At 68.6% G+C, this 22,898-nt stretch carries 22 protein-coding genes and 1 riboswitch; of the genes, 8 read left to right on the plus strand and 14 right to left on the minus strand.

The window, feature by feature from the left end:
- Nucleotides 1–143 precede the first annotated feature (143 nt).
- The 4 genes from G5S38_RS02350 to G5S38_RS02365 form a co-directional block, all read right to left on the minus strand.
- A complete protein-coding gene (locus G5S38_RS02350; protein WP_201276554.1) occupies nucleotides 144–1,880 on the minus strand; it encodes a dipeptide ABC transporter ATP-binding protein in 1,737 nt (578 codons plus the stop codon).
- Nucleotides 1,881–1,894: 14 nt separating this feature from the next.
- Nucleotides 1,895–2,845: an ABC transporter permease gene (locus tag G5S38_RS02355; protein WP_165063803.1), complete on the minus strand. Its 951-nt coding sequence runs from the start codon at nucleotides 2,843–2,845 to the stop codon at nucleotides 1,895–1,897.
- Complete coding sequence (locus G5S38_RS02360) at nucleotides 2,835–3,764, minus strand: ABC transporter permease (protein WP_165063805.1); 930 nt, start codon at nucleotides 3,762–3,764, stop codon at nucleotides 2,835–2,837. Before G5S38_RS02360 ends, G5S38_RS02355 begins: the two co-directional genes overlap by 11 nt.
- A 164-nt stretch (nucleotides 3,765–3,928) precedes the next feature.
- Complete coding sequence (locus tag G5S38_RS02365) at nucleotides 3,929–5,584, minus strand: peptide ABC transporter substrate-binding protein (protein ID WP_165063807.1); 1,656 nt, start codon at nucleotides 5,582–5,584, stop codon at nucleotides 3,929–3,931.
- Nucleotides 5,585–5,834: 250 nt separating this feature from the next.
- Here G5S38_RS02365 and G5S38_RS02370 point away from each other — a divergent pair, with 250 nt between their 5' ends.
- The 3 genes from G5S38_RS02370 (at nucleotide 5,835) to G5S38_RS02380 (ending at nucleotide 8,738) form a co-directional block, all read left to right on the plus strand.
- On the plus strand, nucleotides 5,835–6,632 hold the full coding sequence (locus G5S38_RS02370) for a CPBP family intramembrane glutamic endopeptidase (protein ID WP_235928857.1): 798 nt from the start codon (nucleotides 5,835–5,837) through the stop codon (nucleotides 6,630–6,632).
- Nucleotides 6,633–6,768: 136 nt separating this feature from the next.
- The gene (locus G5S38_RS02375; protein WP_165063811.1) at nucleotides 6,769–7,125 is read left to right on the plus strand and encodes a DUF485 domain-containing protein; all 357 of its coding nucleotides are present in this window, start codon (nucleotides 6,769–6,771) and stop codon (nucleotides 7,123–7,125) included.
- Nucleotides 7,122–8,738, plus strand: coding sequence for a solute symporter family protein (locus G5S38_RS02380; RefSeq protein ID WP_165063813.1), 1,617 nt, complete (start codon nucleotides 7,122–7,124; stop codon nucleotides 8,736–8,738). Before G5S38_RS02375 ends, G5S38_RS02380 begins: the two co-directional genes overlap by 4 nt.
- 117 nt (nucleotides 8,739–8,855) lie before the next feature.
- Here the strand turns inward: G5S38_RS02380 and gcvP are convergent, their stop codons facing one another.
- The 9 genes from gcvP to G5S38_RS02425 all read right to left on the minus strand — a co-directional run bounded on the left by gcvP (nucleotide 8,856) and on the right by G5S38_RS02425 (nucleotide 18,160).
- Nucleotides 8,856–11,873: an aminomethyl-transferring glycine dehydrogenase gene (gene gcvP, locus G5S38_RS02385; RefSeq protein ID WP_165063815.1), complete on the minus strand. Its 3,018-nt coding sequence runs from the start codon at nucleotides 11,871–11,873 to the stop codon at nucleotides 8,856–8,858.
- Nucleotides 11,873–12,244: a glycine cleavage system protein GcvH gene (gene gcvH / locus G5S38_RS02390; protein WP_165063817.1), complete on the minus strand. Its 372-nt coding sequence runs from the start codon at nucleotides 12,242–12,244 to the stop codon at nucleotides 11,873–11,875. Before gcvH ends, gcvP begins: the two co-directional genes overlap by 1 nt.
- Nucleotides 12,245–12,246: 2 nt before the next feature.
- Nucleotides 12,247–13,368: a glycine cleavage system aminomethyltransferase GcvT gene (gene gcvT, locus G5S38_RS02395; protein WP_165063819.1), complete on the minus strand. Its 1,122-nt coding sequence runs from the start codon at nucleotides 13,366–13,368 to the stop codon at nucleotides 12,247–12,249.
- A gap of 129 nt (nucleotides 13,369–13,497) precedes the next feature.
- Nucleotides 13,498–13,602, minus strand: a riboswitch (glycine riboswitch).
- Between the two features lie 47 nt (nucleotides 13,603–13,649).
- Nucleotides 13,650–14,408 carry an SGNH/GDSL hydrolase family protein gene (locus G5S38_RS02400; RefSeq protein ID WP_165063821.1) on the minus strand — a complete coding sequence of 253 codons (759 nt, stop codon included), beginning with the start codon at nucleotides 14,406–14,408 and terminating at the stop codon, nucleotides 13,650–13,652.
- Between the two features lie 80 nt (nucleotides 14,409–14,488).
- Nucleotides 14,489–15,352 carry an ABC transporter permease gene (locus tag G5S38_RS02405; protein ID WP_165063823.1) on the minus strand — a complete coding sequence of 288 codons (864 nt, stop codon included), beginning with the start codon at nucleotides 15,350–15,352 and terminating at the stop codon, nucleotides 14,489–14,491.
- Nucleotides 15,349–16,344, minus strand: a complete 996-nt coding sequence (locus G5S38_RS02410) for an ATP-binding cassette domain-containing protein (protein ID WP_165063825.1) — start codon at nucleotides 16,342–16,344, stop codon at nucleotides 15,349–15,351. The genes G5S38_RS02405 and G5S38_RS02410 overlap by 4 nt, the downstream gene beginning before the upstream one ends.
- Before the next feature lie 31 nt (nucleotides 16,345–16,375).
- A complete protein-coding gene (locus tag G5S38_RS02415) occupies nucleotides 16,376–17,239 on the minus strand; it encodes a DUF4097 family beta strand repeat-containing protein (RefSeq protein ID WP_165063827.1) in 864 nt (287 codons plus the stop codon).
- Nucleotides 17,240–17,350: 111 nt separating this feature from the next.
- A complete protein-coding gene (locus tag G5S38_RS02420; protein ID WP_165063829.1) occupies nucleotides 17,351–17,839 on the minus strand; it encodes a histidine kinase in 489 nt (162 codons plus the stop codon).
- 75 nt (nucleotides 17,840–17,914) lie between these two features.
- Complete coding sequence (locus tag G5S38_RS02425) at nucleotides 17,915–18,160, minus strand: hypothetical protein (protein ID WP_165063831.1); 246 nt, start codon at nucleotides 18,158–18,160, stop codon at nucleotides 17,915–17,917.
- A gap of 118 nt (nucleotides 18,161–18,278) precedes the next feature.
- Here G5S38_RS02425 and G5S38_RS02430 point away from each other — a divergent pair, with 118 nt between their 5' ends.
- Both G5S38_RS02430 and G5S38_RS02435 read left to right on the plus strand, forming a co-directional pair.
- Nucleotides 18,279–18,851, plus strand: coding sequence for a carboxymuconolactone decarboxylase family protein (locus tag G5S38_RS02430; RefSeq protein WP_165063833.1), 573 nt, complete (start codon nucleotides 18,279–18,281; stop codon nucleotides 18,849–18,851).
- A 68-nt stretch (nucleotides 18,852–18,919) separates the two neighbouring features.
- Nucleotides 18,920–19,345, plus strand: a complete 426-nt coding sequence (locus G5S38_RS02435) for a DoxX family protein (RefSeq protein ID WP_165063835.1) — start codon at nucleotides 18,920–18,922, stop codon at nucleotides 19,343–19,345.
- A 27-nt stretch (nucleotides 19,346–19,372) separates the two neighbouring features.
- On the opposite strand, the gene G5S38_RS02440 is transcribed toward G5S38_RS02435, so the two are convergent.
- Nucleotides 19,373–19,942 (minus strand): HhH-GPD-type base excision DNA repair protein, encoded by a 570-nt coding sequence (locus G5S38_RS02440; protein WP_165063837.1) that lies wholly within the window; start codon nucleotides 19,940–19,942, stop codon nucleotides 19,373–19,375.
- Between the two features lie 50 nt (nucleotides 19,943–19,992).
- Here G5S38_RS02440 and G5S38_RS02445 point away from each other — a divergent pair, with 50 nt between their 5' ends.
- The 3 genes from G5S38_RS02445 to G5S38_RS02455 all read left to right on the plus strand — a co-directional run bounded on the left by G5S38_RS02445 (nucleotide 19,993) and on the right by G5S38_RS02455 (nucleotide 22,783).
- A complete protein-coding gene (locus tag G5S38_RS02445; protein ID WP_165063839.1) occupies nucleotides 19,993–20,718 on the plus strand; it encodes an alpha/beta hydrolase family protein in 726 nt (241 codons plus the stop codon).
- A 155-nt stretch (nucleotides 20,719–20,873) separates the two neighbouring features.
- Entirely contained in the window at nucleotides 20,874–22,064 is a 1,191-nt protein-coding gene (locus tag G5S38_RS02450; protein ID WP_165063841.1) for a TerC family protein, read from the plus strand.
- 143 nt (nucleotides 22,065–22,207) lie between these two features.
- A complete protein-coding gene (locus tag G5S38_RS02455) occupies nucleotides 22,208–22,783 on the plus strand; it encodes a GNAT family N-acetyltransferase (protein WP_165063938.1) in 576 nt (191 codons plus the stop codon).
- Nucleotides 22,784–22,898 lie beyond the last annotated feature (115 nt).

A 22,898-nucleotide genomic window follows, 5' to 3' on the forward strand; every position in this document is an offset into this window, starting at 1 on the left:
TGGTGCCCTGCGCCCGCCAGTCTACCGCGCCGCGCCTGATACGGGGTTCGCCCCCCGTTTCCGGGGGGCGAACTCGGGTGCCTCGGCCATGGATCGGCCGGTGCGGGGCGACGGTCGACTGGCGTCGCCTGACCGTCGTGCGGTCAGCGGCCGAACTCGAAGTGCGCGCCGGGGATGGCCTCGAGAAGGGTGCGGGTGTATTCCTCCCGCGGGTTGTCGAAGACCTCGTCGGTGGTGGCCCGCTCGACGATCTTGCCGCTCTGCATCACGCACACGGTGTCGGCGATGAGCCTGACCACCGCGAGGTCGTGCGTAATAAAGAGGTACGTGAGCTCGAGCTCGGCCTGCAGGTCGGTGAGCAGTTCGAGCACCTGGCCCTGCACGAGCACGTCGAGTGCGGAGACCGCCTCGTCGAGCACGAGCACGTCGGGCTTGAGGGCGAGTGCCCTGGCGATGGCGATGCGCTGCCGCTGGCCACCCGAGAGTTCGTTCGGGTAGCGGTTGACGGTGGATGCCGGCAGCGCGACTTGCTCGAGGAGCTCGTACACGCGTGCCGAGCGGGACTTCTTGTCGCCGATCCCGTGGGCCCTGAGCGGCTCGGAGATCGTGTTGCCGACGCTGTAGACCGGGTCGAGCGATCCGTACGGGTCCTGGAACACGGGCTGCACGCGGCGGCGGAACTTGAGCAGGTCGGCGCCCTTGAGCTTCGCGACATCCTGCCCATCGAAGCGGATCGACCCCGACGTGATGGTCTCGAGCTGCAGCATGAGCTTGGCGACGGTGGACTTGCCGGAGCCGGACTCCCCCACGATCGCGGTCGTCGTGCCGCGCGGCATGGTGAACGAGACGCCGTCGACTGCCTTGAGCTCGTCGGTCTTGAATCCACCGCGGCGGATCCGGTAGATCTTGGTGATGTCGTCGACGGTCACCAGGTTCTCGCTGGGGCCGCTGTCGCGCGCGTCGGCCTTGGCCATCATGCGGTCGTCGACCGAGCCGATCGACGCGATGTCGAGCTTCCTGGTGCTCTCGGGACGGCGGGCGGACTGGATGCGCCGGGAGGCAAGGTTCGGGGCCGCCGCCACCAGCTTCTGCGTGTAGGGGTGCAGCGGGTTGGCGAGGATGTCCACCGAACGGCCGGACTCCACGACCTTGCCCTTGTACATGACGACCAGCTGGTCGGCGCGCTCGACGGCGAGGCCGAGGTCGTGGGTGATGAACAGCACCGAGGTGCCGTAGTCACGCGTGAGGGTCTCGATGTGGTCGAGGATCTTGCGCTGCACCGTCACGTCGAGCGCCGAGGTGGGCTCGTCTGCGATCAGCAGCTTGGGGCGCGACGACAGGCCGATGCCGATGAGCACGCGCTGGCGCATGCCCCCGGAGAACTGGTGCGGATACTGCTTGAGGCGCACCTCGGCGTCGGCGAGACCGGCCTGCTGCAGCACCTCGATGGTGCGCGCACGCGCGGCCTTACCCTTGGCGACACCGTTGGCCCTGATCGCCTCCTCGACCTGGAAACCGATGTTCCACACCGGGTTGAGGTTCGACATCGGGTCCTGTGGCACGTAGCCGATCAGGTTGCCGCGCACGGCCTGCATCTCCTTGGGCGCGAGCGTCGTGAGGTCGCGTCCCTCGAAGAGGATCTGGCCGCCGGTGACCTTGCCTGCACCGGGCAGCAGGTCGATGATGGCCTGCGCGGTCGTCGACTTGCCGGAACCGGACTCCCCCACGATGGCGAGGGTCTGGCCGGCCTCGAGGCGCATGCTGACGCCCTCGACGGCCGGAATGAAACCGCGCTGGGTCTTGAATCCGACCTCGAGGTTCTTGATCTCGAGGAGCGGTGCGGCCGCTGCGCGGTCGCTGGAGCTCTGCGGGGAGGTCATTGCCTGGTTTCCAATCATCGGCGGGCCCGCGCCTTCGGGTCGAGCGCGTCGCGCACGACGTCGCCCAGCATGAGGAATGACAGCACGGTGAGGGACAGCGCCGCGGCCGGGTAGAACAGCACCATCGGCGCCGTCTGCACCGATGTGCGGGCCTGCCCGATGTCGTTGCCCCACGACATGATGTTCGGCGGCAGCCCGATTCCGAGGAACGACAGCGTCGCCTCGGCGACGATGAACGATCCGAGCGACGTCGTGGCGACGACGATGACCGGGGCGATGGCGTTGGGGAGCACGTGCCGGATGAGGATGCGGAACCGAGACACCCCGAGCGCGGTGGACGCCGTCACGTAGTCGGCGCTGCGGGCGGAGAGAACGGCGCCGCGCATGATGCGGGCGATCTGCGGCCACGCGAAGATCGCGAGTACCAGCGCGATGACGACGGGGGTGCGCTCCGGCAGCACGGAGATGAGCACGATGGCACCGAGCACGGTGGGGATGGCGAAGAAGATGTCGCCGACGCGCGAGACTACCGCGTCGAGGAATCCGCCGTAGTAGCCGGCCAGGGCGCCGATGACGATGCCGAACGCCGTGACGAGCGCGGTGGCGAGCAGCCCGACCACGAGGGAGGCCTGCGCACCGAATATCACGCGCGCGAACACGTCGCAGCCCTGGCGGGTGAAGCCGAATGGATGCCCCGCTTCTGGCCCGCCGTTGCTGTTGGGCAGCAGGCACCCCGAGTTCGGGGCCTCTGCGGTGAACAGCCGGGGGAACACGGCGACGAGCACGATGACGAAGATCAGCGAGAGGGCGATCCAGAACATCGGCCGGGTGCGCATGGCATCCCACGCGTCGGCCCACGTGCTGCGCGCCTTATCGGTCTCGTCGAGGCTGTCGACGACGTGCACCGGGGTTGCCGACGCGTCGGCGACGAAGTGCTGCGAGGTCTCTGGCAGGTTATTTGACATAGCGGATCCTGGGGTCGAGCGTCGCGTAGAGCAGGTCTACGAGCAGGTTGGCGAGCATATAGATGATCACCATCACGGCGACGAAGGAGACCACGGTCGGCCCCTCGCCCAGGGTGATGGCACGGAACACGGTGCCACCCACCCCGTTGATGTTGAAGATTCCCTCGGTGACGATGGCGCCGACCATGAGCGAACCGATGTCGACACCGAGGAAGGTGACGACCGGGATGAGCGAGTTGCGCAGCACGTGCACGGTGACGACACGCGGCCGGGACAGGCCCTTGGCCGTCGCGGTGCGCACGAAGTCGGCGCCGACGTTGTCGGCGACGCTCGCCCTGGTGAGCCTGACGATGTAGGCGAACGACACCGAGGCGAGCACGATGGCCGGCAGGATCAGGTCCTGGATGGGCGCGCCCGGTCCGACCGTGGTGCGGAACAGCCCCAGTTGGATGGCGAAGACGTACTGCAGGATGAAGCCGAGCACGAAGGTCGGCACCGAGATGAGCAGCAGGCTCACCACGAGGGCGCTCGCGTCGAAGAGCTTCCCCTTGCGGAGGCCCGCGATGAGCCCGACCAGGATCCCGGCGACGGCCTCGAAGAACAGGGCGAGCATCGCGAGGCGGAAGGTGATCGGGAACGCCTGGGCGAGCAGGTCTTCGACGGGGCGGCCGGAATAGGTGGTGCCCAGGTCGCCGGTGAGGATCCCGCCGACGTAGAGGAAGTACTGCACGATGAACGGCTCGTCGAGGTTGTACTCGGCCCGAATCGCGGCAATCACGCTGTCCGGCGGAGGTCGTTCTCCGAAGAGGGCGGCGATGGGGTCTCCCGGGAGGGAGAACACCATGAAGTAGATGAGGAACGTTGCCCCGAAGAAGACGGGGATCAGCTGGAGGAGTCGCCTCCCGACGTATCCGAGCATCAGTCGGCCGTACCGGAGTTCTGGAGCATGGAAATCGCAATCATTGGGAAATCAAGTCGTGGGGAGTCATTGCTTCGGGGTGTGGTGACCACGCGCCAGACGCCCGGGAGACTGGCGGCCTCCCGGGCGTCGGCGGTGCTGGTCACCGACCAGCGTAAGGCTGATTAGCCCTTGGTGATTTCGTAGTACAGCGGCACGGAGTCCCAACCGAAGGTGACGTTGTCGACGGTGTCAGCCGACACGCCGGTCACGTTCGAGTACCACAGCGGGATGGTGGGGAGGTCCTCGAGGAGGACTTCCTGTGCATCCTGGTAGACGGCGTTGGCGTCTTCGACGGTCGCGGCGGTCGATCCCTCGGCGAGCAGCGCGTCGAACTCTTCGCTGCTGTAGTCCTCGTAGTTGGAGCCTGCACCGGTCTGGTACAGCGGCGCGAGGAAGTTGTACAGCGACGGGTAGTCGGCCTGCCATCCGGCGCGGGTGGCACCGGTGAGGGCGTCGGAGTCACGGTCGCCGAGTGCTTCGGCGAAGGTGGCGTACGGCTTGCCCTGGGCGGAGATGCCGAGCGTGTTGCCGATGCTCTGCGTCACGGCGTCGACCCATGCCTGGTGTCCTCCGTCGGAGTTGTAGGCGATGTCGAACACGGTGTCGCCGTAGGGCGAGATCGCGTCGGCTTCTGCCCACAGTTCCTGGGCACGCTCCGCGTCGTATTCGAGCACGTCGGCACCCTCGAGGGAATCCGTGTAGCCGTCGATCACCGGGGAGGTGAAGTCGGTGGCCGGGGTGCGGGTTCCTTGGAAGATTACGTCGGTGATCTCTTCGCGGTTGATCGCGTGGGAGATCGCAGCGCGGCGCAGCTTGCCCTCTTCACCCGACCAGTGCTCGAGGTAGTAGGGCAGGTTCATGCCCTGGAAGATTGCGGCCGGCTGGTTGACCGCGCGGTCACCGAACTCGTCCTCGTAGGTCTCGAACGCGCTGTCCGGAACGGCGTCGAGCACGTCGAGGTTGCCACCCTGCACGTCGGCGTATGCGGCGTCCTGGCTGGCGTAGAACGTGATGGTCAGGCCATCGTTCTGCGGTTCGCGGGGGCCGTCGTAGTCGGGGTTGGTGACGAGGTCGATTCCAACGTCGTGCTGCCAGGCTCCCTCGCCGTCGAGCATGTACGGGCCGTTGCCGATCGGGTTCTCGCCGAAGGCTTCCATGTCCTCGAACGCGACCTCGGGCAGCGGGTAGTAGGCGGTGTAGCCCAGGCGCAGCGGCCAGTCGGCCTCGGGTGCCGACAGCTCCACGGTGAACGTGGTGTCGTCGACGACCGTCAGGCCGCTCATGGTCTCGGCGGTGGGCTCGGTGACGACGTTGCCCTCGTCGTCGAGCTCGGCCTGCACCTCGTCGTAGCCGACGATGTTGTCGAAGAAGTACGAGGCGCTCTGGGCGTTGGGGCCGTAGGCGCCGTAGTTCCACGCGTCGACGAAGGAGTTCGAGGTCACCGGGGTTCCGTTGGTGAACTCGAGGCCATCGCGCAGGGTGACGGTCCAGATGGTCGAGTCGTCGGACTCGATGGACTCGGCTGCGTCGTTCTCGATGGCGCCGTCGGCGTCGTAGGTGACCAGTCCGGCGAAGATGGAGGTCGTGATCTTGCCGCCGCCCGTCTCGGTGGTGTTGGTCGGGATGAGGGGGTTCTGCGGTTCGCTGCCGTTGGTGGTGATGATTCCATCGCCCGCCTGTGCAGCGTCGTCGTCTGCGCCTGCCGAGCATCCGGTCAACACGAGCGCCGAGGCGACGCCCATGCCGGCGAATGCCAGGCCGAGTCTGTTGCGTTTCACTGTTCCTCCTGTGCAAAGTGCGCGACGGCAGCACGAAATGGACTGGGCCGCGCGTGGATGTAAGTACCCTAAGTGGGGGTTTTCGTGACGCAAAACTGAGGGAAGAAAAGTTACACAGCGGAAACCCTGACGTGGCTTTCGAGCGTCGTCTTCAAGAATGTTGCGTGAATGACCGGATATCTGCACGATTCGGTCGTTTGAGGGTCGCTCGGTAACTTCTCGGGCGGCTCCAATGTCCGGACTTCCCGAGATGCGGAGATCACCAGTGCCCAATCCACCCCTCGGTGCGGTGCCCTCCCGGGGACGGATCGGCGCGGAGATCGCCATCGTGCTGGGGCTCTCGCTCGGCGCGTCGGCCGTCTACTCGCTCATCTCGATCATCAACGCGGCGACCAGGGAAGAATCGATCGGGTCGCAGACGACGACCCTGAACCGGTCGCTCAGCCCCCGCCCGATCTTCGACCTGGTGTACCAGCTGCTCGCCATCGCGGTCGACCTGGTGCCGGTCGCCCTCGTGGTGTTCCTGCTCTGGAGTTCTGCGAGGCCACACCTCGCGCGCCTGGGCATCGACTTCTCGCGCACCGGCCGCGACCTGGCATCGGGAGCTGCCCTCGCGCTCGTCATCGGCGTACCCGGCATCGTGCTCTACCTCGCGGGCCGCGCCCTCGACCTGGGGCTGAACGTGCAGGCTGCCGCCCTCGACGACCACTGGTGGACGGTGCCGGTGCTGCTGCTCTCGGCGGTGCGGGCGGGCGTGCTCGAAGAGGTGATCGTGATCGGCTACCTGTTCGCGCGCCTCACCGACCTCGGCTGGCGACCGTGGACCATCATCGTGGGCGCAGCCCTGCTGCGTGGCAGCTACCACCTCTACCAGGGGGTGCCCGCGTTCTTCGGCAACCTCGCGATGGGCATCCTGTTCGGCTGGCTCTACCGCCGCTACGGCCGACTGCTCCCCCTGGTGTTCGCGCACATCCTCATCGACGCCGCGGTCTTCGTCGGGTACGGCTGGGCGGCGGCGACCTTCCCCGACGTGTTCGGCGCGTCGTAGCGCCCGTTCACGGCGCGCAGTCTCGTGAAACACGCCCGAGCGTGGCGCTGGCGATCGATCCTGAGAGGCCCTTATGATTGGCGCGCCGCACACCGCCGTGCGCACGCCTACGGGTGAACCCATCTGAGGGGGATTTGTGAGCAACGCTGCACCGCATTCCACGCCCGCCACACCGGTCATCGATTATCAACAGGTCGAGAGCAAACCGAACTTCGTCGCCCTCAAGAAGAAGCACCGGAGTTTCGTTTTCCCGGTCGCCATCGGCTTCCTCGCCTGGTATTTCGCCTACGTCCTGCTCGCGGACTACGCCCACGAGTTCATGGCCACCCCCGTGATCGGCAACATCAACATCGGCCTGCTGCTCGGGCTCGGCCAGTTCGTGTCGACCTTCGCGATCACCACGTGGTATGTGTCGTACGCGAACCGCACCCTCGACCCGATCGCCGCCGAGATCCGCGGCGAGCTCGAGACCATTGAGGCGGCCCACAAGTGAGCGCGGGCGTCGTGCTCGCCGCGGCAGCGGACCCCGGGGTCGGCAACCCGGTCCTGAACATCTCGATCTTCGGGGCATTCGTCGCCGTCACGCTGATCGTCGTGCTGCGGGCCAGCCGCAACAACAAGACGGCAGCCGACTACTACGCCGCCGGTCGCTCGTTCACCGGCCCCCAGAACGGTACGGCCATCGCGGGCGACTACTTGTCTGCGGCATCCTTCCTCGGAATCTGCGGCGCGATCGCCATCAACGGCTACGACGGATTCCTCTATTCGATCGGATTCCTCGTCGCGTGGCTGGTCGCGCTGCTGCTCGTCGCCGAGCTGATGCGCAACACCGGCAAGTTCACGATGGCCGACGTGCTGTCGTTCCGCCTCAAGCAGGGACCGGTGCGCCTCGCGGCCGCCACCACGACCCTCGCGGTGTGCTTCTTCTACCTGCTGGCGCAGATGGCCGGCGCCGGCGGGCTCGTCTCGCTGCTGCTGGGCATCAACGACCGTGTCGGCCAATCCGTCGTGATCGCGGTGGTCGGCATCCTGATGATCATCTACGTGCTCGTCGGCGGAATGAAGGGCACCACCTGGGTGCAGATCATCAAGGCTGTGCTGCTCATCGCGGGCGCCGGCATCATGACCGTCTGGGTGCTCGCGATCCACGGCTTCAACCTGTCGACCCTGCTGGGAGCGGCCGCCGAGCTCGGCGGCGAAGGCGTGCTGAGCCCTGGCCTGCAGTACGGCCTGACCGACCTGTCGCGCCTCGACTTCATCTCGCTCGCACTCGCCCTGGTGCTCGGCACCGCGGGACTTCCGCACGTGCTGATGCGCTTCTACACGGTTCCGACCGCCAAGGAAGCCCGCCGCTCTGTGGTCTGGGCCATCTGGCTGATCGGCCTGTTCTACCTGTTCACCCTCGTGCTCGGCTACGGCGCGGGAGCGCTGGTCGGTGCCGACACCATCCGGGCGGCCCCCGGTGGCGTCAACTCGGCGGCCCCGCTGCTGGCGTTCGAACTCGGCGGCCCGGTGCTGCTGAGCATCATCTCGGCGGTCGCGTTCGCGACGATCCTCGCGGTCGTCGCCGGGCTCACCATCACCGCGGCGGCCTCCTTCTCGCACGACGTGTACGCCAGCGTCATCAAGAAGGGCAAGCCCTCCCCCGGCATGGAGGTCAAGGTCGCACGCATCACCGTCGTGGTCATCGGCATCCTCGCCATCATCGGCGGCATCGGCGTGCAGGGGCAGAACATCGCCTTCCTGGTCGCGCTGGCCTTCGCCGTCGCCGCGTCGGCGAACCTGCCGACGATCATCTACTCGCTGTTCTGGAAGCGCTTCAACACCCGGGGCGCCCTCTGGAGCATGTACGGCGGCCTCGGGTCGGCGATCTTCCTGATCGCGTTCTCGCCGGTCGTGTCAGGCAGCGAGACGGCGATGATCCAGGGGGCCGACTTCTCGTGGTTCCCACTGAACAACCCCGGCATCGTGTCGATCCCGCTCGGCTTCATCCTCGGCTGGCTGGGCAGCATCTCGCAGCGCACGCTGGAGAACCCGGTGATCGCCGCCGAGATGGAGGTGCGCTCGCTCACCGGGCACGGAGCCGAGAAGGCCACCGACCACTGATTCGATAGCGCTGCATCCACTACAGAGGGGCCGCCCGATCACCCGATCGGACGGCCCTTCCGCAGTTCACCGTGCTGCCAGCGCTACTCGAATGCCAGTGCTACTCGAATGCCGGTGCTACTCGAAGGCCTCCGGCGGCGGGCACGAGCACACCAGGTTGCGGTCGCCGTACGCCTGGTCGATGCGCCTGACCGGCGGCCAGTACTTCGACCTGATGAGGCTGCGAACCGGGTACACCGCCTCTTCCCTGCTGTATGGATGCGTCCACTCACCGTCGATGACGGACTGTGCCGTGTGCGGGGCGTTCCGCAGCGGGTTGTCATCGGCGGGGTAGCCCCCGTTCGCGACCACGTCTGCCTCGTGGCGGATCGCGATCATCGCCTCGATGAACCGGTCGATCTCGGCGAGGTCTTCGCTCTCGGTCGGCTCGACCATGAGGGTGCCCGCGACCGGGAACGACATCGTCGGCGCGTGGAATCCGTAGTCGACCAGGCGCTTGGCGACGTCGTCGACCGTGACGCCGGTGGCCGCGGTCATCGGGCGCAGGTCGAGGATGCACTCGTGCGCGATCAGCCCGTTGTCGCCCGAATACAGCACCGGGTAGTGCTCGCGCAGCCGCACGGCCACGTAGTTCGCGGCGAGCACCGCAGCCCCCGTCGCCTCGCGCAGGCCGGCCGATCCCATCATGCGCACGTAGGCCCAGGAGATGGGCAGGATGCTGGGCGAGCCGTACGGCGCGGCCGACACGGCACCGCGGTGCCACGTCGCCGGTGCCGCATCCGGCTCGGTCGGAAGCGGGAAGGTCGATGACTCCGGGTACGACGGACCGTCGACGAACGGCACGCCGCCCGCTCCGACGAGTTCCGACGCGCGCGACCGGCGGCCGGCGGCGTCGCGCTGGCCGATCAGCTCGCGCTGCGCCATCGGGTGGCCTGGCAGGTACGGGGCCAGGTGCGCCTTGGCGGCGACCGGACCGACGCCGGGCCCTCCCCCGCCGTGTGGGATGCAGAACGTCTTGTGCAGGTTGAGGTGCGAGACGTCGCCGCCGAAGTCGCCGAACCGCGCGAATCCGAGCAGCGCGTTGAGGTTCGCACCGTCGACGTAGACCTGGCCGCCCGCGTCGTGCACGGACTTGCAGATCGCGCCGACCTCGTGCTCATAGACCCCGTGGGTCGACGGGTAGGTGATCATCAGCGCGGAGATGGTGTCGGCGTGCTGCTCGATCTTGGCGCGGAGGTCGGCGAGGTCGACGTTGCCGAGCTCGTCGCAGGCGACCACGACGACGCGCATTCCGGCCAGCACGGCGGACGCCGCGTTGGTTCCGTGGGCGCTCTGCGGGATGAGGCAGACGGTGCGCTCGGTGTCTCCGCGGCCGAGGTGGTAGCCGCGGATCGCGAGCAGCCCCGCGAGCTCGCCCTGGCTGCCCGCGTTGGGCTGCAGCGACACCGCGTCGTAACCGGTCACGTCGGCCAGCCAGTCCTGCAGCTGCTCGATCATGGCCAGGTAGCCGCCGACGTCGGACTCGGGCGCGAACGGGTGGATGTTCGCGAACTCGGGCCAGGACACGGCTTCCATCTCGGTCGCCGCGTTCAGCTTCATGGTGCACGACCCGAGCGGGATCATCCCGCGGTCGAGCGCGTAGTCGTAGTCCGAGAGGTGCTTGAGGTAGCGCATCATGCTCGTCTCCGAGCGGTGCGTGTTGAACACGGGGTGGGTGAGGAACTCGCTCGTGCGCTGCAGGTCGAGCGGGATCCAGGCGTCGATGTCGCGCACGTACGGCTCGTCGGAGAGTTCCTCGCCGAGCAGCACGGCGACGGCGCGGAGGTCGTCGGCCGTGGTGGTCTCGTCGACCGACAGCTGCAGGTGGCGGTCGTCGACCAGGCGGAAGAGGTAGCCCGCGCGGTGGGCGCGCTCGACGATGGCCGTGGCATCCGTCTTCGTCCTCAGGGTGAGGGTGTCGAAGTAGTTGGCCGACAGCAACGTGTGCCCGGCTTCGCTGGCCGCGTGGGCGAGGATGCGTGCCTTGCGTGTCACGCCGAGGGCGATCTGGCGCAGGCCCTGCGGGCCGTGATAGACGGCGTACATCGAGGCCATCACGGCGAGCAGCACCTGCGCGGTGCAGATGTTCGAGGTCGCCTTGTCGCGGCGGATGTGCTGCTCTCGCACCTGCAGTGACAGCCGGTACGCCGGGTGGCCGGCGGCATCCTGCGAGACGCCGACGAGGCGGCCGGGCAGCTGGCGTTCGAGTCCCTTACGCACGGCCATGTAGCCGGCGTGCGGTCCGCCGAAGCCGAGCGGAACACCGAAGCGCTGGCTAGTGCCGACGGCCACATCGGCACCGAGCTCGCCTGGTGAGGTGACGAGCGTGAGGGCGAGCAGGTCGGCCGCGACGACGGCGATGGCGCCCATACCCTGCGCTGCGGCGATGACGGCGGAGGGATCCCACAGGCGACCGGACGCCGCGGGGTACTGGGCGAACAGGCCGAAGGCGTCGTGTCCGGCGAGCGGGTCCGCCCCACCGAGGGTCGCGAGCGGCAGTTCGACGAGCTGGATGCCGACGGCGGCGGCCCGGTTGGCGAGCAGCGCCTTGGTCTGCGGCAGCGCGTCGGCGTCGACGATGAACACGTCGGTCTTCGCCTTGGATGCGCGGCGCGCGAGCAGCATGGCCTCGACGACCGCGGTGCCCTCGTCGAGCATCGACGCGTTGGCGGTGGCGAGGCCGGTGAGGTCGCTGACCATGGTCTGGAAGTTGATGAGGGCCTCGAGGCGGCCCTGCGAGATTTCCGGCTGGTACGGCGTGTACGCGGTGTACCAGCTGGGGTTCTCGAACACGTTGCGCTTGATCACCGCGGGGGTGATCGTGTCGTAGTAGCCGAGGCCGATCATCGACCGGTTCACGGTGTTGCGGTCGGCGAGCCTGCGCAGTTCGGCGAGCGCTTCCCGCTCGGTCGCGGCGGGCGGGAGCACCGAATCTGCGGCGTCGCGAAACGCATCGACGTGAATGGACGCGGGCACGGCGGCATCCACCAGCTCATCGACGCTGCGGTACCCGATCGCCTCGAGCATGGCGGCCTGCGACTGCTCGTCGGTGCCGATGTGGCGCGACGCGAATGCGGCGAGGTCGTGCTGTGCCATCACTCGCCGACCAGCGCGGTGTACTCGTCGAAGCTCATGAGCTCCGGAAGGGCCTCGAAGCGCACGCGAATGAGCCACCCTTCGCCGAACGGGTCGCTGTTCACGAGCTCCGGCGCGTCGACGACGGCCTGGTTCGACTCGGTGACGGTGCCATCGACGGGGGCGAACAACTCGCCGACCGACTTGGTCGACTCGATCTCGCCGACGACGGAGCCGCTCGCGATGTCGGAGCCGGCCTCTGGCAGGTCGACGAAGACGACGTCGCCCAGCTTGTCTGCCGCGTATGCGGTGATGCCGACCGTCGCCACGTCGTCCTCCACCAGCACCCACTCGTGCTCGGCGGTGTACTGCAGGTCTTTTCTGTCTGGCATGGTCATGCCTCTCTGGAGTAGAAGGGAAGGGGGACGACGGATGCCGGGATGGCGGTTCCGCGCACGTCGACGGTGAGTTCGGTTCCGGTAACGCTGGCGGCGGGGTCGACGTAGGCCATGGCGATCGGGTATCCGAGGGTGGGCGACAGTGCCCCGCTGGTGATCTCGCCGACCGTGGCATCGCCCGACAGCACGGCGTAGCCGGCGCGACCCGCGCGCCTGCCCGACATCTGCAGGCCGACGAGCACGCGGGCATCGGCCGGCGCGCCCGCCTCGACCGCGGCGCGTCCGACGAAGTCGCCTTCCTTGCCCAGCGCGACGACACGACCGAGGCCGGCCTGCGCCGGCTGGGTGTCGAGGCCGAGCTCGTGGCCGTAGAGGGGCATGCCCGCCTCGAGGCGCAGGGTATCCCGGCTGGCGAGGCCGGCCGGCACGAGTCCACTGCCCGCCCCGGTCTCCATGATCGCGTCCCACAGGGCGGGGGCGACCTCGGGCGACAGGTAGAGCTCGTAGCCGTTCTCGCCGGTGTAGCCGGTGCGGGCGACGAACAGTGCGTGCTCGCCGAATTCGCCGGCGATGGCGCGGTAGTACTTGAGCTCGGCGAGACCGGGAACGCCGATGCCCGGCACCTCGAGCAGGATCTCGAGGGCACGGGGGCCCTGCACGGCGATGAGGGCGATGTTGTCGCTCTCGTCTTCGACGGCGCAGTCGAACGGCGAGCAGCGGTTCAGCAGTTCTGCGGCCACGACCTCGCGGTTCGAGGCGTTCGCGACCACGAGGTAGCGATCCTCGCCGGTGCGGTAGACGACGAGGTCGTCGACGATGCCGCCGTCACGGTCGAGCATCAGGCTGTACTTGGCCTGGCCGACCGCGATGGCCGAGAGCTTGCCGGCGAGCGCGTAGTCGAGGGCGTCGGATGCCTCGGGCCCGAGCACCAGGATCTCCCCCATGTGCGACAGGTCGAAGAGGCCCGCTGCCGTGCGTACGGCGTGGTGCTCTACCAGGTCGCTGTCGTACCGCACCGGCATCTGCCAGCCGGCGAAATCGGTGAAACTGGCGCCGGCCGCGACGTGGATGTCGTTCAGCGGGGACAGTCGGTCTGTGGTGGGAAGTTGGTGGGTCACGAGTTCTCCAGGTCGTCACGTCGTCCGCTAGTGGTGGGCTGCGGGCACACGTGAGTGATGCTGTGGGAACTCCCCCTCTGTGACGGGCCGACCGGCTGGGTGCGCCGGTCGATTCTGGTTCAGAGTGGCCTGTTCGATGCGGTACACGTACCTGAGAGATTGGTGGGGAGTATTGCACCTTCGGTGTCCGGGGAAGCGTCGAAACGCTGGCCCGGACTCTCCCGCATCGCGTTGTGGGCCCGTTATTCGATTGTCGTGCCAGCCTAGCAATCACCGTGCCGTTAAGGCGGGTTGCGGCGGTTCGTGGCTGGCACGCTCCATGCCCGGCACAGCTCCTGCGCCCAGGCCGCGAACAGGCCGGCATAGGGAACCTGTTGCCCCTCCGGCCGCCACAGCTGCCCTCGCAGGTGGGGCGGGAACGGCACCGTGGTGCAGCGCGGGCGGGCATCGATGAGCTCGTGGGTGATTGCATTGAGCATCCGGGCCTGGTGTCCGGCGGCCATTCGACCCGCACGCGAGATGCTGCCCGCATTCTCCATTGGCGGGATGTCGGTCACCAGCACGTGCGCATCGACCGGGATGCGCTCGAGCACCGCGTCGAGCGTCGCCGTCATCTCCCGGCGCCAGCGGGCGCGCGACGTAAGCATCAGGGTGTCGGTGACACCGATCATCAGCACGACGACGTCGGTGGAACAGAACCTGGGCCGTTCGGCGTCGATGGCCTCGACCGTGCGCCGCAACCGGAACCCCGGTACCTCCACGGAGGCCCACTCGGCGCCGCGACCGGTGACGAACGCGTGCTGGCGGGCGAACTGCGCGGCGACGGCCAGTTCGTGGGTGAGCACGCCCATGCCGACGGCGATGCCCTCCCCCAGCACGAGGATGCGGTCGGCCGACTCCCCCGGCACAACGCCCGAGGTGGCATCGGACGGGTAGATGTCGAGGCTGGAGTCGCCGCGCCGGATGATGAATTCGGCGGCGGTGAGCCCACGGCCCCATGCGCGAACGATCTCTCGCCCCCGAGTGAACCTCTGGTACACGGCACCCCTCACGATTGCTGACCGGCCTGGTCGGTGGATGCATCCTGTGGAGGGTAAGTATGCGCCACAACTCGCCGTGCTCAGCGCACCGACTTGCGCTCGTACAGCGCGATCGACCACGCGAAGCCGACGACGGTCAGCAGCACGCACCAGCCGATCGCGAGCGCGGGGTTGCTGCCGAACGGGGTTCCGAGCAGCAGCCCGCGCACGGTCTCGATGAACGGGGTGAACGGCTGGTAGTCGGCGAACCCCTGCAGCGCATCGGGCATCGAGGCGGTCGGCACGAACCCGCTGCCGAGCAGCGGGAGCAACGACAGTATGAGCGGCAGGTTGCTCGCCGTCTCGACGGACTTCGCCTGCATGCCCATGCCGACCCCGAGCCAGGTCACGGTGAACGCGATGGCCGCGAGCAGCCCGGCGACGGCCAGCCATTCGACGGGCGACGCGGTCGGACGAAAGCCGATGGCGATGCCGACGACGAGAACGAGCGCCACCGCGATGAGTGCCTGGATGGTGTTGCCCAGCACGTGCCCGGCGAGCACCGCGGCGCGGGAGATCGCCATGGTGCGAAAGCGCGCCGTAATGCCCTCGGTCATGTCCATCGACACGGTGGTCGCGGTGCCGCCCGCCGTGCCGGCGATGGTGACGAGCAGGATGCCGGGCATCACGTAGGCGAGGTACGCGGCACGTCCGCCGGTCGCCTCGACACCCGGCGCAACTGCACCGGGCAGGCCGGCGCCGAGGGTGCCGCCGAACACGAAGACCAGCATCAGGAGGAAAACCACGGGCACCACGATGGTGAACACCGACAGGCCCGGGTAGCGCACCATGTGCAGCAGATTGCGATGCAGCATGGTGACCGCGTCGGCGACGACGTGCGTCGGGGGCCTGGTGGATGCCGCCCGCCGACCTGATGGCGCGGGGGCGGTATCGAGCGTGGTCATGATGCGGATCCTTTCGTGGGTGTGGTGGTGCCGCGGTTCTCGCGGGGGGTTCCGCCGGTCAGGGCGAAGAACACGTCGTCGAGGTCGGGGGTGTGGATGCTGAGGTCGTCGATCTCGAGGCCGGCGCGGTCGAGGCGGTCGAGCAGCGCGCGGAGTACGCTGACCCCACCGTCGGTGGGCACGGTGAGCGAGAGCGCGGCGGTGTCGGCAGGCACACCGTCGGCCGGCCTGGTGGCCCCGCTCGATGCGAGGGCGTGGGCGGCAGCATCCAATGCGCCCTCGTCGCGAAAGCGCAGGCGGATGTGTCCGCCGGGAACGAGCCGCTTCAGTTCGTCTGGCGTGCCATCGGCGACGATGTTGCCTCCGTCGAGCACGGCGATGCGGCCCGCCAGCTCGTCTGCCTCGTCGAGGTACTGGGTGGTGAGCAGCACGGTCGTGCCATCGGCGACGAGGTCGCGCACGATCTGCCACATGGTGTGCCTGCTGCGGGGATCGAGGCCGGCGGTCGGCTCGTCGAGGAACAGCACCCGAGGAGCCTGCACGAGCGTCATCGCCAGGTCGAGGCGGCGGCGCATTCCGCCGGAGTAGGTGGCGAGCGGTTTTCGCGCGGCGTCGACCAGGTCGAACTGCTCGAGCAGCTGCGCGGCGCGCGCCCTCGACCGTTTCGCGCCCAGGTGTCGCAGCCGCGCCATGAGGAGCAGGTTCTCCTCCCCCGTCAGCAGCGTGTCGACGGCGGAGAATTGGCCGGTGAGGCCTATGGCCGCGCGCACGCCGTCGGGGTCACGCGCGACGTCGCATCCATCGACCGTGGCGGTGCCGCCGTCGGCCCGCACGAGGGTGGAGAGGATGTGCACGGTGGTGGTCTTGCCCGCGCCGTTGGGGCCGAGCAGGGCGGTGACGGTGCCCGCGGCGACGGTGAGGTCGACGCCGTCGAGCACGGTGGTGGTGCCGTAGGACTTGCGGAGCCCGCGGATGTCGATTGCGGCGGTCATGGGGTCGTCTTCTTTCGTGTCGTGGTCCGCACTACCTGGCGCGCTGGATGCTGATGTCGCTGTGTGCGGTGCGTGCCCGTACCGCGACGGTGGCGTCCGGGGCCGCCGTAGCGTCGGCGGGGGCGGGTGCGCCCTCCGAGTCAAGTTCGTTGCGCACCCGGCCGCCCTTGGTGGAGAGGTCGAGCCAGGCGAGCACGCCGGGGCGCACGCCGACCGAGACCTGTCCGTAGCCGCTCTCGACGTCGATGGACCCGGCTGACACCCGCGAGAGCCGGATGCTGCCATAGGCCGTCTTGGCGGTGACGGATGCGTCGGCGCGCACGACCTCGAGGTCGCCGTACGACAGCTTGGCGTCGAGGGCGCCGGTGGCCTCGCCGAGCTGGATACTGCCGTGGGACGCCCGCAGCAGCGCGTCGCCGGCGATCGTGTCGATGCGGATCTGCCCGTGGTCGGCCGTGACCTCCGCGCTGCCGTCGATCGCTCCCACGGTGGCGTTGCCGTGACCGGCGCGCAGCCACAGGTCGGCGGTGGCGTCGATATCGACGGGACCGGTCATGGCCTTGATACGGGTGGCGCCCAGGCGCCCGGTCGTGCGCACCCCGCCGTACGAGAGCTCGGCGGTGACGCGCGATGAGGTCGGCAGCTCGACGCGCACGTCGACCGACTCGGTCGGTCCGATGATACTGATGCGGGCACGCGGACCCCGGATGGTGAGCCGCCGGCCATCGAAGTCGACGGAGGTCTCCTCCACGCCGCGGCGGTCGGCCGCCTTGCTGGCGCTGGTGGGAGCGACGGTCACGACCGTATCGGCGCGATCGGTCGCGATGAGCTCGACGGCGCCGACCTGGAGGGTGATGGCGACGTCGATGGGATCTGGTGTCTGGTAGCTGGGCATGCTGGCGCTTGCCTTTCGTTCGGGCGTTCGCGGGTGACAGCGCGGCGGCATCCGGGCGCTGTGGATAGACCCCGCGGTCGCGGGGCTACTGGGGTGCGGCGGGGCGCGTGTCTAGCGCGCCCAGCCCACGAAGCTGTCGCCGGTGCGGAGCGTTCGCTGCACCGACCGTCGCTGCTTCGGTTCGAGGCCGGCCGCGATGGCGCGGACCAGCCAGCTGTTGACCGATATGCCGTCGGCGGCGGCCGCGTCGTCGACCCGCGCCTTGAGGGCGTCGGGCAGGCGCAGCGTGGTGCGCGAGGTGCTCGCGTCGTCGTAGTCGATCGACGACCCGCCGCGCTCGTCGCCCTCGGGTTCTGCGGCCGGTGGGGTCACGACGAACTCGACGTCGCGGCCGCGCAGGCGCAGGTCGACCGATCCGGGTGCGAGGTCACGGGTGATCTCGCCGGCCGCGGCCGACAGGGCGTCGAGCAGCACGAGCCGGGTGGCAGCGTCGAGGCCGGTGGCGAGTCGTTCGGCGGCGGCACGGGTGTCGTCCGTGCCGTTCGCCGCGGCATCCATCAGGTGGCGCTGCAGGTCGGTGACGTACTGCTCGAGTTCCATGCGTCGAGTATGACACCACAATGGTGTCATTACAAGGATGAGTGGTGTCAGAATGGTGCCACTGGCGATTGCCCGCTATCGCGGCGGGTCACCGGGCCCATCACCGTAGCCGTCCCCTCGGTCGCGCTCGCCCGGATCGTCGCCCCGCTCGTCGCGCCTCGTGCCGTCGCCGGGGTTGTCGCGAAAGTACCGCACCGCCTGGTAGACGATCACCGCGAAGCTGGCGAGGGCGATCGCCCCGAACGCGAACGGCGCCCACGCCGGAAAATCGCCACCGGGAATCACGAACAGGGGCAGCGACGTGGCGATGGCGGGCAGCATTAGCCCATTCTCCCAAGAAGCCGGCGGGGTGGATGCCGCATCCGACGTACATCGAACGGCCGTGGCGCCCATCGCCCCCCGGTGCCAGCATGGACGCACCACACGGAAGGCGGCCGCCATGTCCATCATTCGCACCACGCCGGAGTCGGAGGCCACCGGGCTGGTGGCCAAGCTGTACGCGGGTGATGTGCACGATCAGGGTTACGTCGGGTCGCACACCAAGGCGCTGAGCCTCAACCCCGGGGCCGTCGCCGCGTGGGACGACCTGATCGCCGCGATCGCCGGCCCGATGGACAAGCGCCGGTACGAGTTGATCACCCTCGCCGCCGCGCGCGCCCTGCGCTCCAGGCACTGCATGCTCGCACACGGCCGCCGATCGCTGCTCTACTTCGACGAGCCGCAGCTGGTGCGCATCGCCCTGGACTACCGAGACGCCGACCTGAGCGAGGCGGAGGTCGAGATGATGCGGTTCAGCGAGCGGGTGAGCGTGGATGCCGCGGCGATGACCGACGCCGACAGCGAACGCCTGCGCGCCGTCGGATTCAGCGACCGTGAGATCGTCGACATCGCGCTCGCCGCCGCCGCGCGCAACTTCTACAGCCGGGCGGTGCAGGCCCTCGCCGTCGACGTCGACACTCCCCCCGACATCAGCGACGAGCTGCGGTCGGCGCTCGACCCGGATGGCGCGTAAGCGGGCAGCACTCAGTGCCCCGGTACCGCAGTGCCGCGCCGCAGTACCGCAGCGCGTATGGTGCAGCCATGGCATCCCGCACCCCGTCCCGCAGTTCCCGCATCGCCCGCACCATCGGACGCATCGTGCTCGGCGCCGTGCTGCTCCTCGCCGGCATCGGCCACCTCACCACCGCGCGGGAGGCATTCCAGGCGCAGGTGCCCGATTGGGTGCCGCTCGACAAGGACTTCGTGGTCGTCGCGTCGGGGGTCGTCGAGATCGCGTTGGGGGCACTCCTCATCGTGTCGAAGCGGTTCCGGGTTCCCGTCGGGTGGGCCGCGGCAGCGTTCTTCGTCGCAATCTTTCCGGGCAACGTCTCGCAGTTCGTCACGCGCACGGATTCGCTCGGCCTCGAGAGTGACCTCGCGCGCGGCATCCGGCTGCCGTTCCAACCCCTGCTCGTACTCTGGGCCCTCTGGTCGACCGGCGCGTGGCGGGCCTGGCGCAACCGCTGACGGGCACCCGGCCAGTTGCCGCGGCGATCAGCCGTTCTTCGCGGCGGCCTTCGCCGCACGCTTCGTCTCGCGCACCTTCGCCAGCGACTCGGGGTCGACGATGTCGGCGACCGACCTGAAGGCGTCCTCTTCTCCGTAGGGAGCAGATGCCTCGCGCCAGCCGGCCGCGGTCAGCCCGAGGCGCTTGCCGAGCAGGGCGAGAAAGATGCGGGCCTTCTGGTCGCCGAAACCGGGCAGGGACTTCAGTCTCCCGAGCACCTCGGCGCCGTCGGGGTCGCCCTCGGTCCAGATGGATGCCGCGTCGCCGTGCCACTCCGTCGCGACCGCCGTCGCCAGGGCGCGCGTGCGCGTGGCCATCGATCCCGGAAACCGGTGCACCGCCGGCGTCTCGCGGAACACGGCCTCGAACGCGTCGGGGTCGTACTCCGCGATGGTGGCGGGGGCCAGTCCGCCGATGCGGTCGCGGATCTTCGCGGGGCCCGCGAACGCGGCTTCCATCGCGATCTGCTGGTCGAGCAGCATGCCGAGCAGGAGGGCGAATGCGTCGTCGCTGAGAAGGGTGTCTGCGGCATCGTCGCCGGTGATGTGGAGCGCCATCCGGCCATTGTGCCATCGGTGCGCCGGCACGAACGGAGTAGCGTCATCGGATGCAGATCGCCGTGCCCACCTCGCTCGGGCCGGCGCGATTGACGGTCGCCGCGGCATCCACCCCCCGAGCCGTGCTGTGGTTGGGGCACGGTGCAGGCGGGGGCATCGACGCCGTCGACCTCGCCGCCATCGCGGCCGTGCTGCCCGCGCACGGGGTGACCGTGGTGCGGGAGGAGCAGCCGTGGCGCGTCGCCGGCAAGCGGGTCGCACCGCGCCCAGCCACCCTCGACACGGGCTGGCGGGAGTCCGCGGCGGCCGTGGTGCGAATCGCCGGGTCGCTGCCGGTCGTGGTGGGCGGCCGCAGCGCCGGCGCGAGGGTCGCCTGCCGCACGGCGACCGAGCTGGGTGCGGCGGCGGTGGTGTGCCTGGCGTTTCCGCTGCACCCACCGGGGTCACCCGCGAAGACGCGCATCGACGAGCTGCTGCTGCCCGCGGTGCCGGTGCTCGTGCTGCAGGGCGACCGCGACACGTTCGGGTCGGCCGCCGCGGTCTCATCCGCGATCGACGCGCACACTCGTGACGTACGCGACGGCGACGCACACACCGGCAGCGGGCGCATCAGCGGCCCGCGCACCGGCGGGCGTCCGCCGATCGAGGTCGTTCCGGTGCCGGGGGCCGACCACTCGATGAGAGTCCTCGCATCGTCGCCGCTCCCGGCCGACGACGTCGCGACCCTCGTCACCGACGCCGTGGCGGCGTTCCTGGTGAGGCATGTCACCACCTGAGGCGACTACGAGCGCACCGAATGTCCCCTCCACCCGCACAACCGGTCGGGGTTGTGCCTTTAAGCTGTGTGCAGACGGGTGACCCGTCACCGACTTGCCGCGACGCGCGCCGTCGCTCCCCCGCACCGCACAGCAGACAAGAAAGAGTCACCTCGATGGAAGTATCACCGCTCGTCTGGGCCCTGACCATTGCGTTCATCATCGGGCTGCTCGCCTTCGACTTCGTCTTCCACGTGCGCAAGGCGCACATTCCCACGCTGAAGGAAGCGGCCTTCTGGTCGGCGATCTATGTCGGAATCGCCATCCTGTTCGGCGTCGGCATCCTCGTCTTCGGCGGCGGAACGCCCGGTGGTGAGTACTTCGCCGGGTACATCACCGAGAAGGCACTGTCGGTCGACAACCTGTTCGTGTTCCTCATCATCATGGCGAGCTTCAAGGTGCCCCGTGAGGACCAGCAGAAGGTGCTGCTCTTCGGCATCGTGTTCGCGCTGATCGCCCGCACCGGCTTCATCTTCCTCGGTGCTGCCCTCATCAACAGCTTCGCGTGGATCTTCTACCTGTTCGGTCTCATCCTCATCATCACGGCCGGCAACATGCTCAAGCCGGAGAGCAGCGACGAGCACTCCGCCGACAACTTCATCATCCGGATCGCCAAGAAGCTGTTCCACACCACCGACTACTACGACGGCGACAAGCTGTTCACCATCCACAACGGCAAGCGTGCGCTCACGCCGATGCTGCTGGTCATGGTCGCCATCGGTGGAACCGACATCCTGTTCGCGCTCGACTCGATCCCCGCCATCTTCGGCCTCACGCAGGACGTCTTCATCGTCTTCACCGCCACCGCGTTCTCGCTGCTGGGCCTCCGCCAGCTGTTCTTCCTGATCGACGGACTGCTCGACCGGCTCATCTACCTGTCGTACGGACTCGCCGCGATCCTGGCGTTCATCGGCGTCAAGCTCATCCTGCACGCGCTGCACGAGAACAACCTCCCGTTCATCAACGGCGGCGAGCCCGTTCCCGTGTTCGAGATCGAGACCGGCCTCTCCCTCACCGTCATCCTCGGTGTGCTCATCGTCACGGTCATCGCGTCGCTGGTGAGCCCGGCCGGGCGCGCGCAGACCGCGATCTCGGGTGCGCGTCGCCACGCGACCGACTACATCGACCTCACGTACACGACCGACATCAACGAGCGCGTGCGCATCTTCGACAAGCTCGTCGACGAAGAGAAGACGATTGCGGGCGCCCAGCCCAAGTACCGTGCCAAGTTCGAAGAAGACGAGAAGCTGCACAAGCTCATCGCCGAGGCGCATGCCCAGCACGATGCGGCACTGAAGGACGCGTAGCCCCGCGGGGCCCTGGCGGGCGGCATCCACTCATCGGTGGGTGCCGCCCGCTCTCTCGTGCGCGGGGCGCACAGGGTCGGCGCGCGCCCCGAGCCTTCTCAGGGGCGGGCGGTGATGGCACGATGGCATCGAGGGAGGATGCGATGGCCATCGAGGTGCGACCGGCCCATGACTTCGACGACGTGGCGACGATGCTCGGGCCGAAGAACCCCGTATCGTCGGTGTGCTGGTGCCTCTCGTGGCGGCTGGACTCGGCGCAGAACCGCGCACTGACGGGCCCGGCGCGGGCCGACCGGGTGCGCCAGCTCTGTTCACGGCATCTCGCCCCCGGGGTGATCGCCCATCTCGACGGCGACGTTGCCGGCTGGGCGGGCATCGCGCCCCGATCGGAACTTCACCCGTTCGCGCACTCCCGAAAGATCCCGCACGTCGACGACCTGGCCGTGTGGTCGCTGTGGTGCATCCGGGTTCGACCGGGGTTTCGCAAGCGCGGCCTCACCCCCGCACTCATGGAGGGCGCCGTCGACTACGCCAGGGAGTCCGGCGCACCGGCCGTCGAGGGGTACCCGGTCGACAACGGCGGCCAGAGGGTCGACCTCACCATGGCCTACGTCGGCACCCGCGAGATGTTCGAGCGGGCTGGCTTCGAGAAGGTCGCCGATACCACCGCGATAGCGGGCGGCTTTCCGCGCATCGTCATGAGGCGGATGCTGGGCTGACCGCGCCGTCCAGCATCCTGGCGAGGTGGATGCTGCGCGGCCCGTCATCCCTGACGAAAAGTGACTACTGCTTGGCAATTCGCGGTGCCATGTGTATCGTTTGTCGATATTCATA

Origin of the sequence: Marisediminicola senii (genome assembly GCF_011057645.1) — a bacterium.
In the GTDB taxonomy this organism is placed as follows: domain Bacteria; phylum Actinomycetota; class Actinomycetes; order Actinomycetales; family Microbacteriaceae; genus Marisediminicola; species Marisediminicola senii.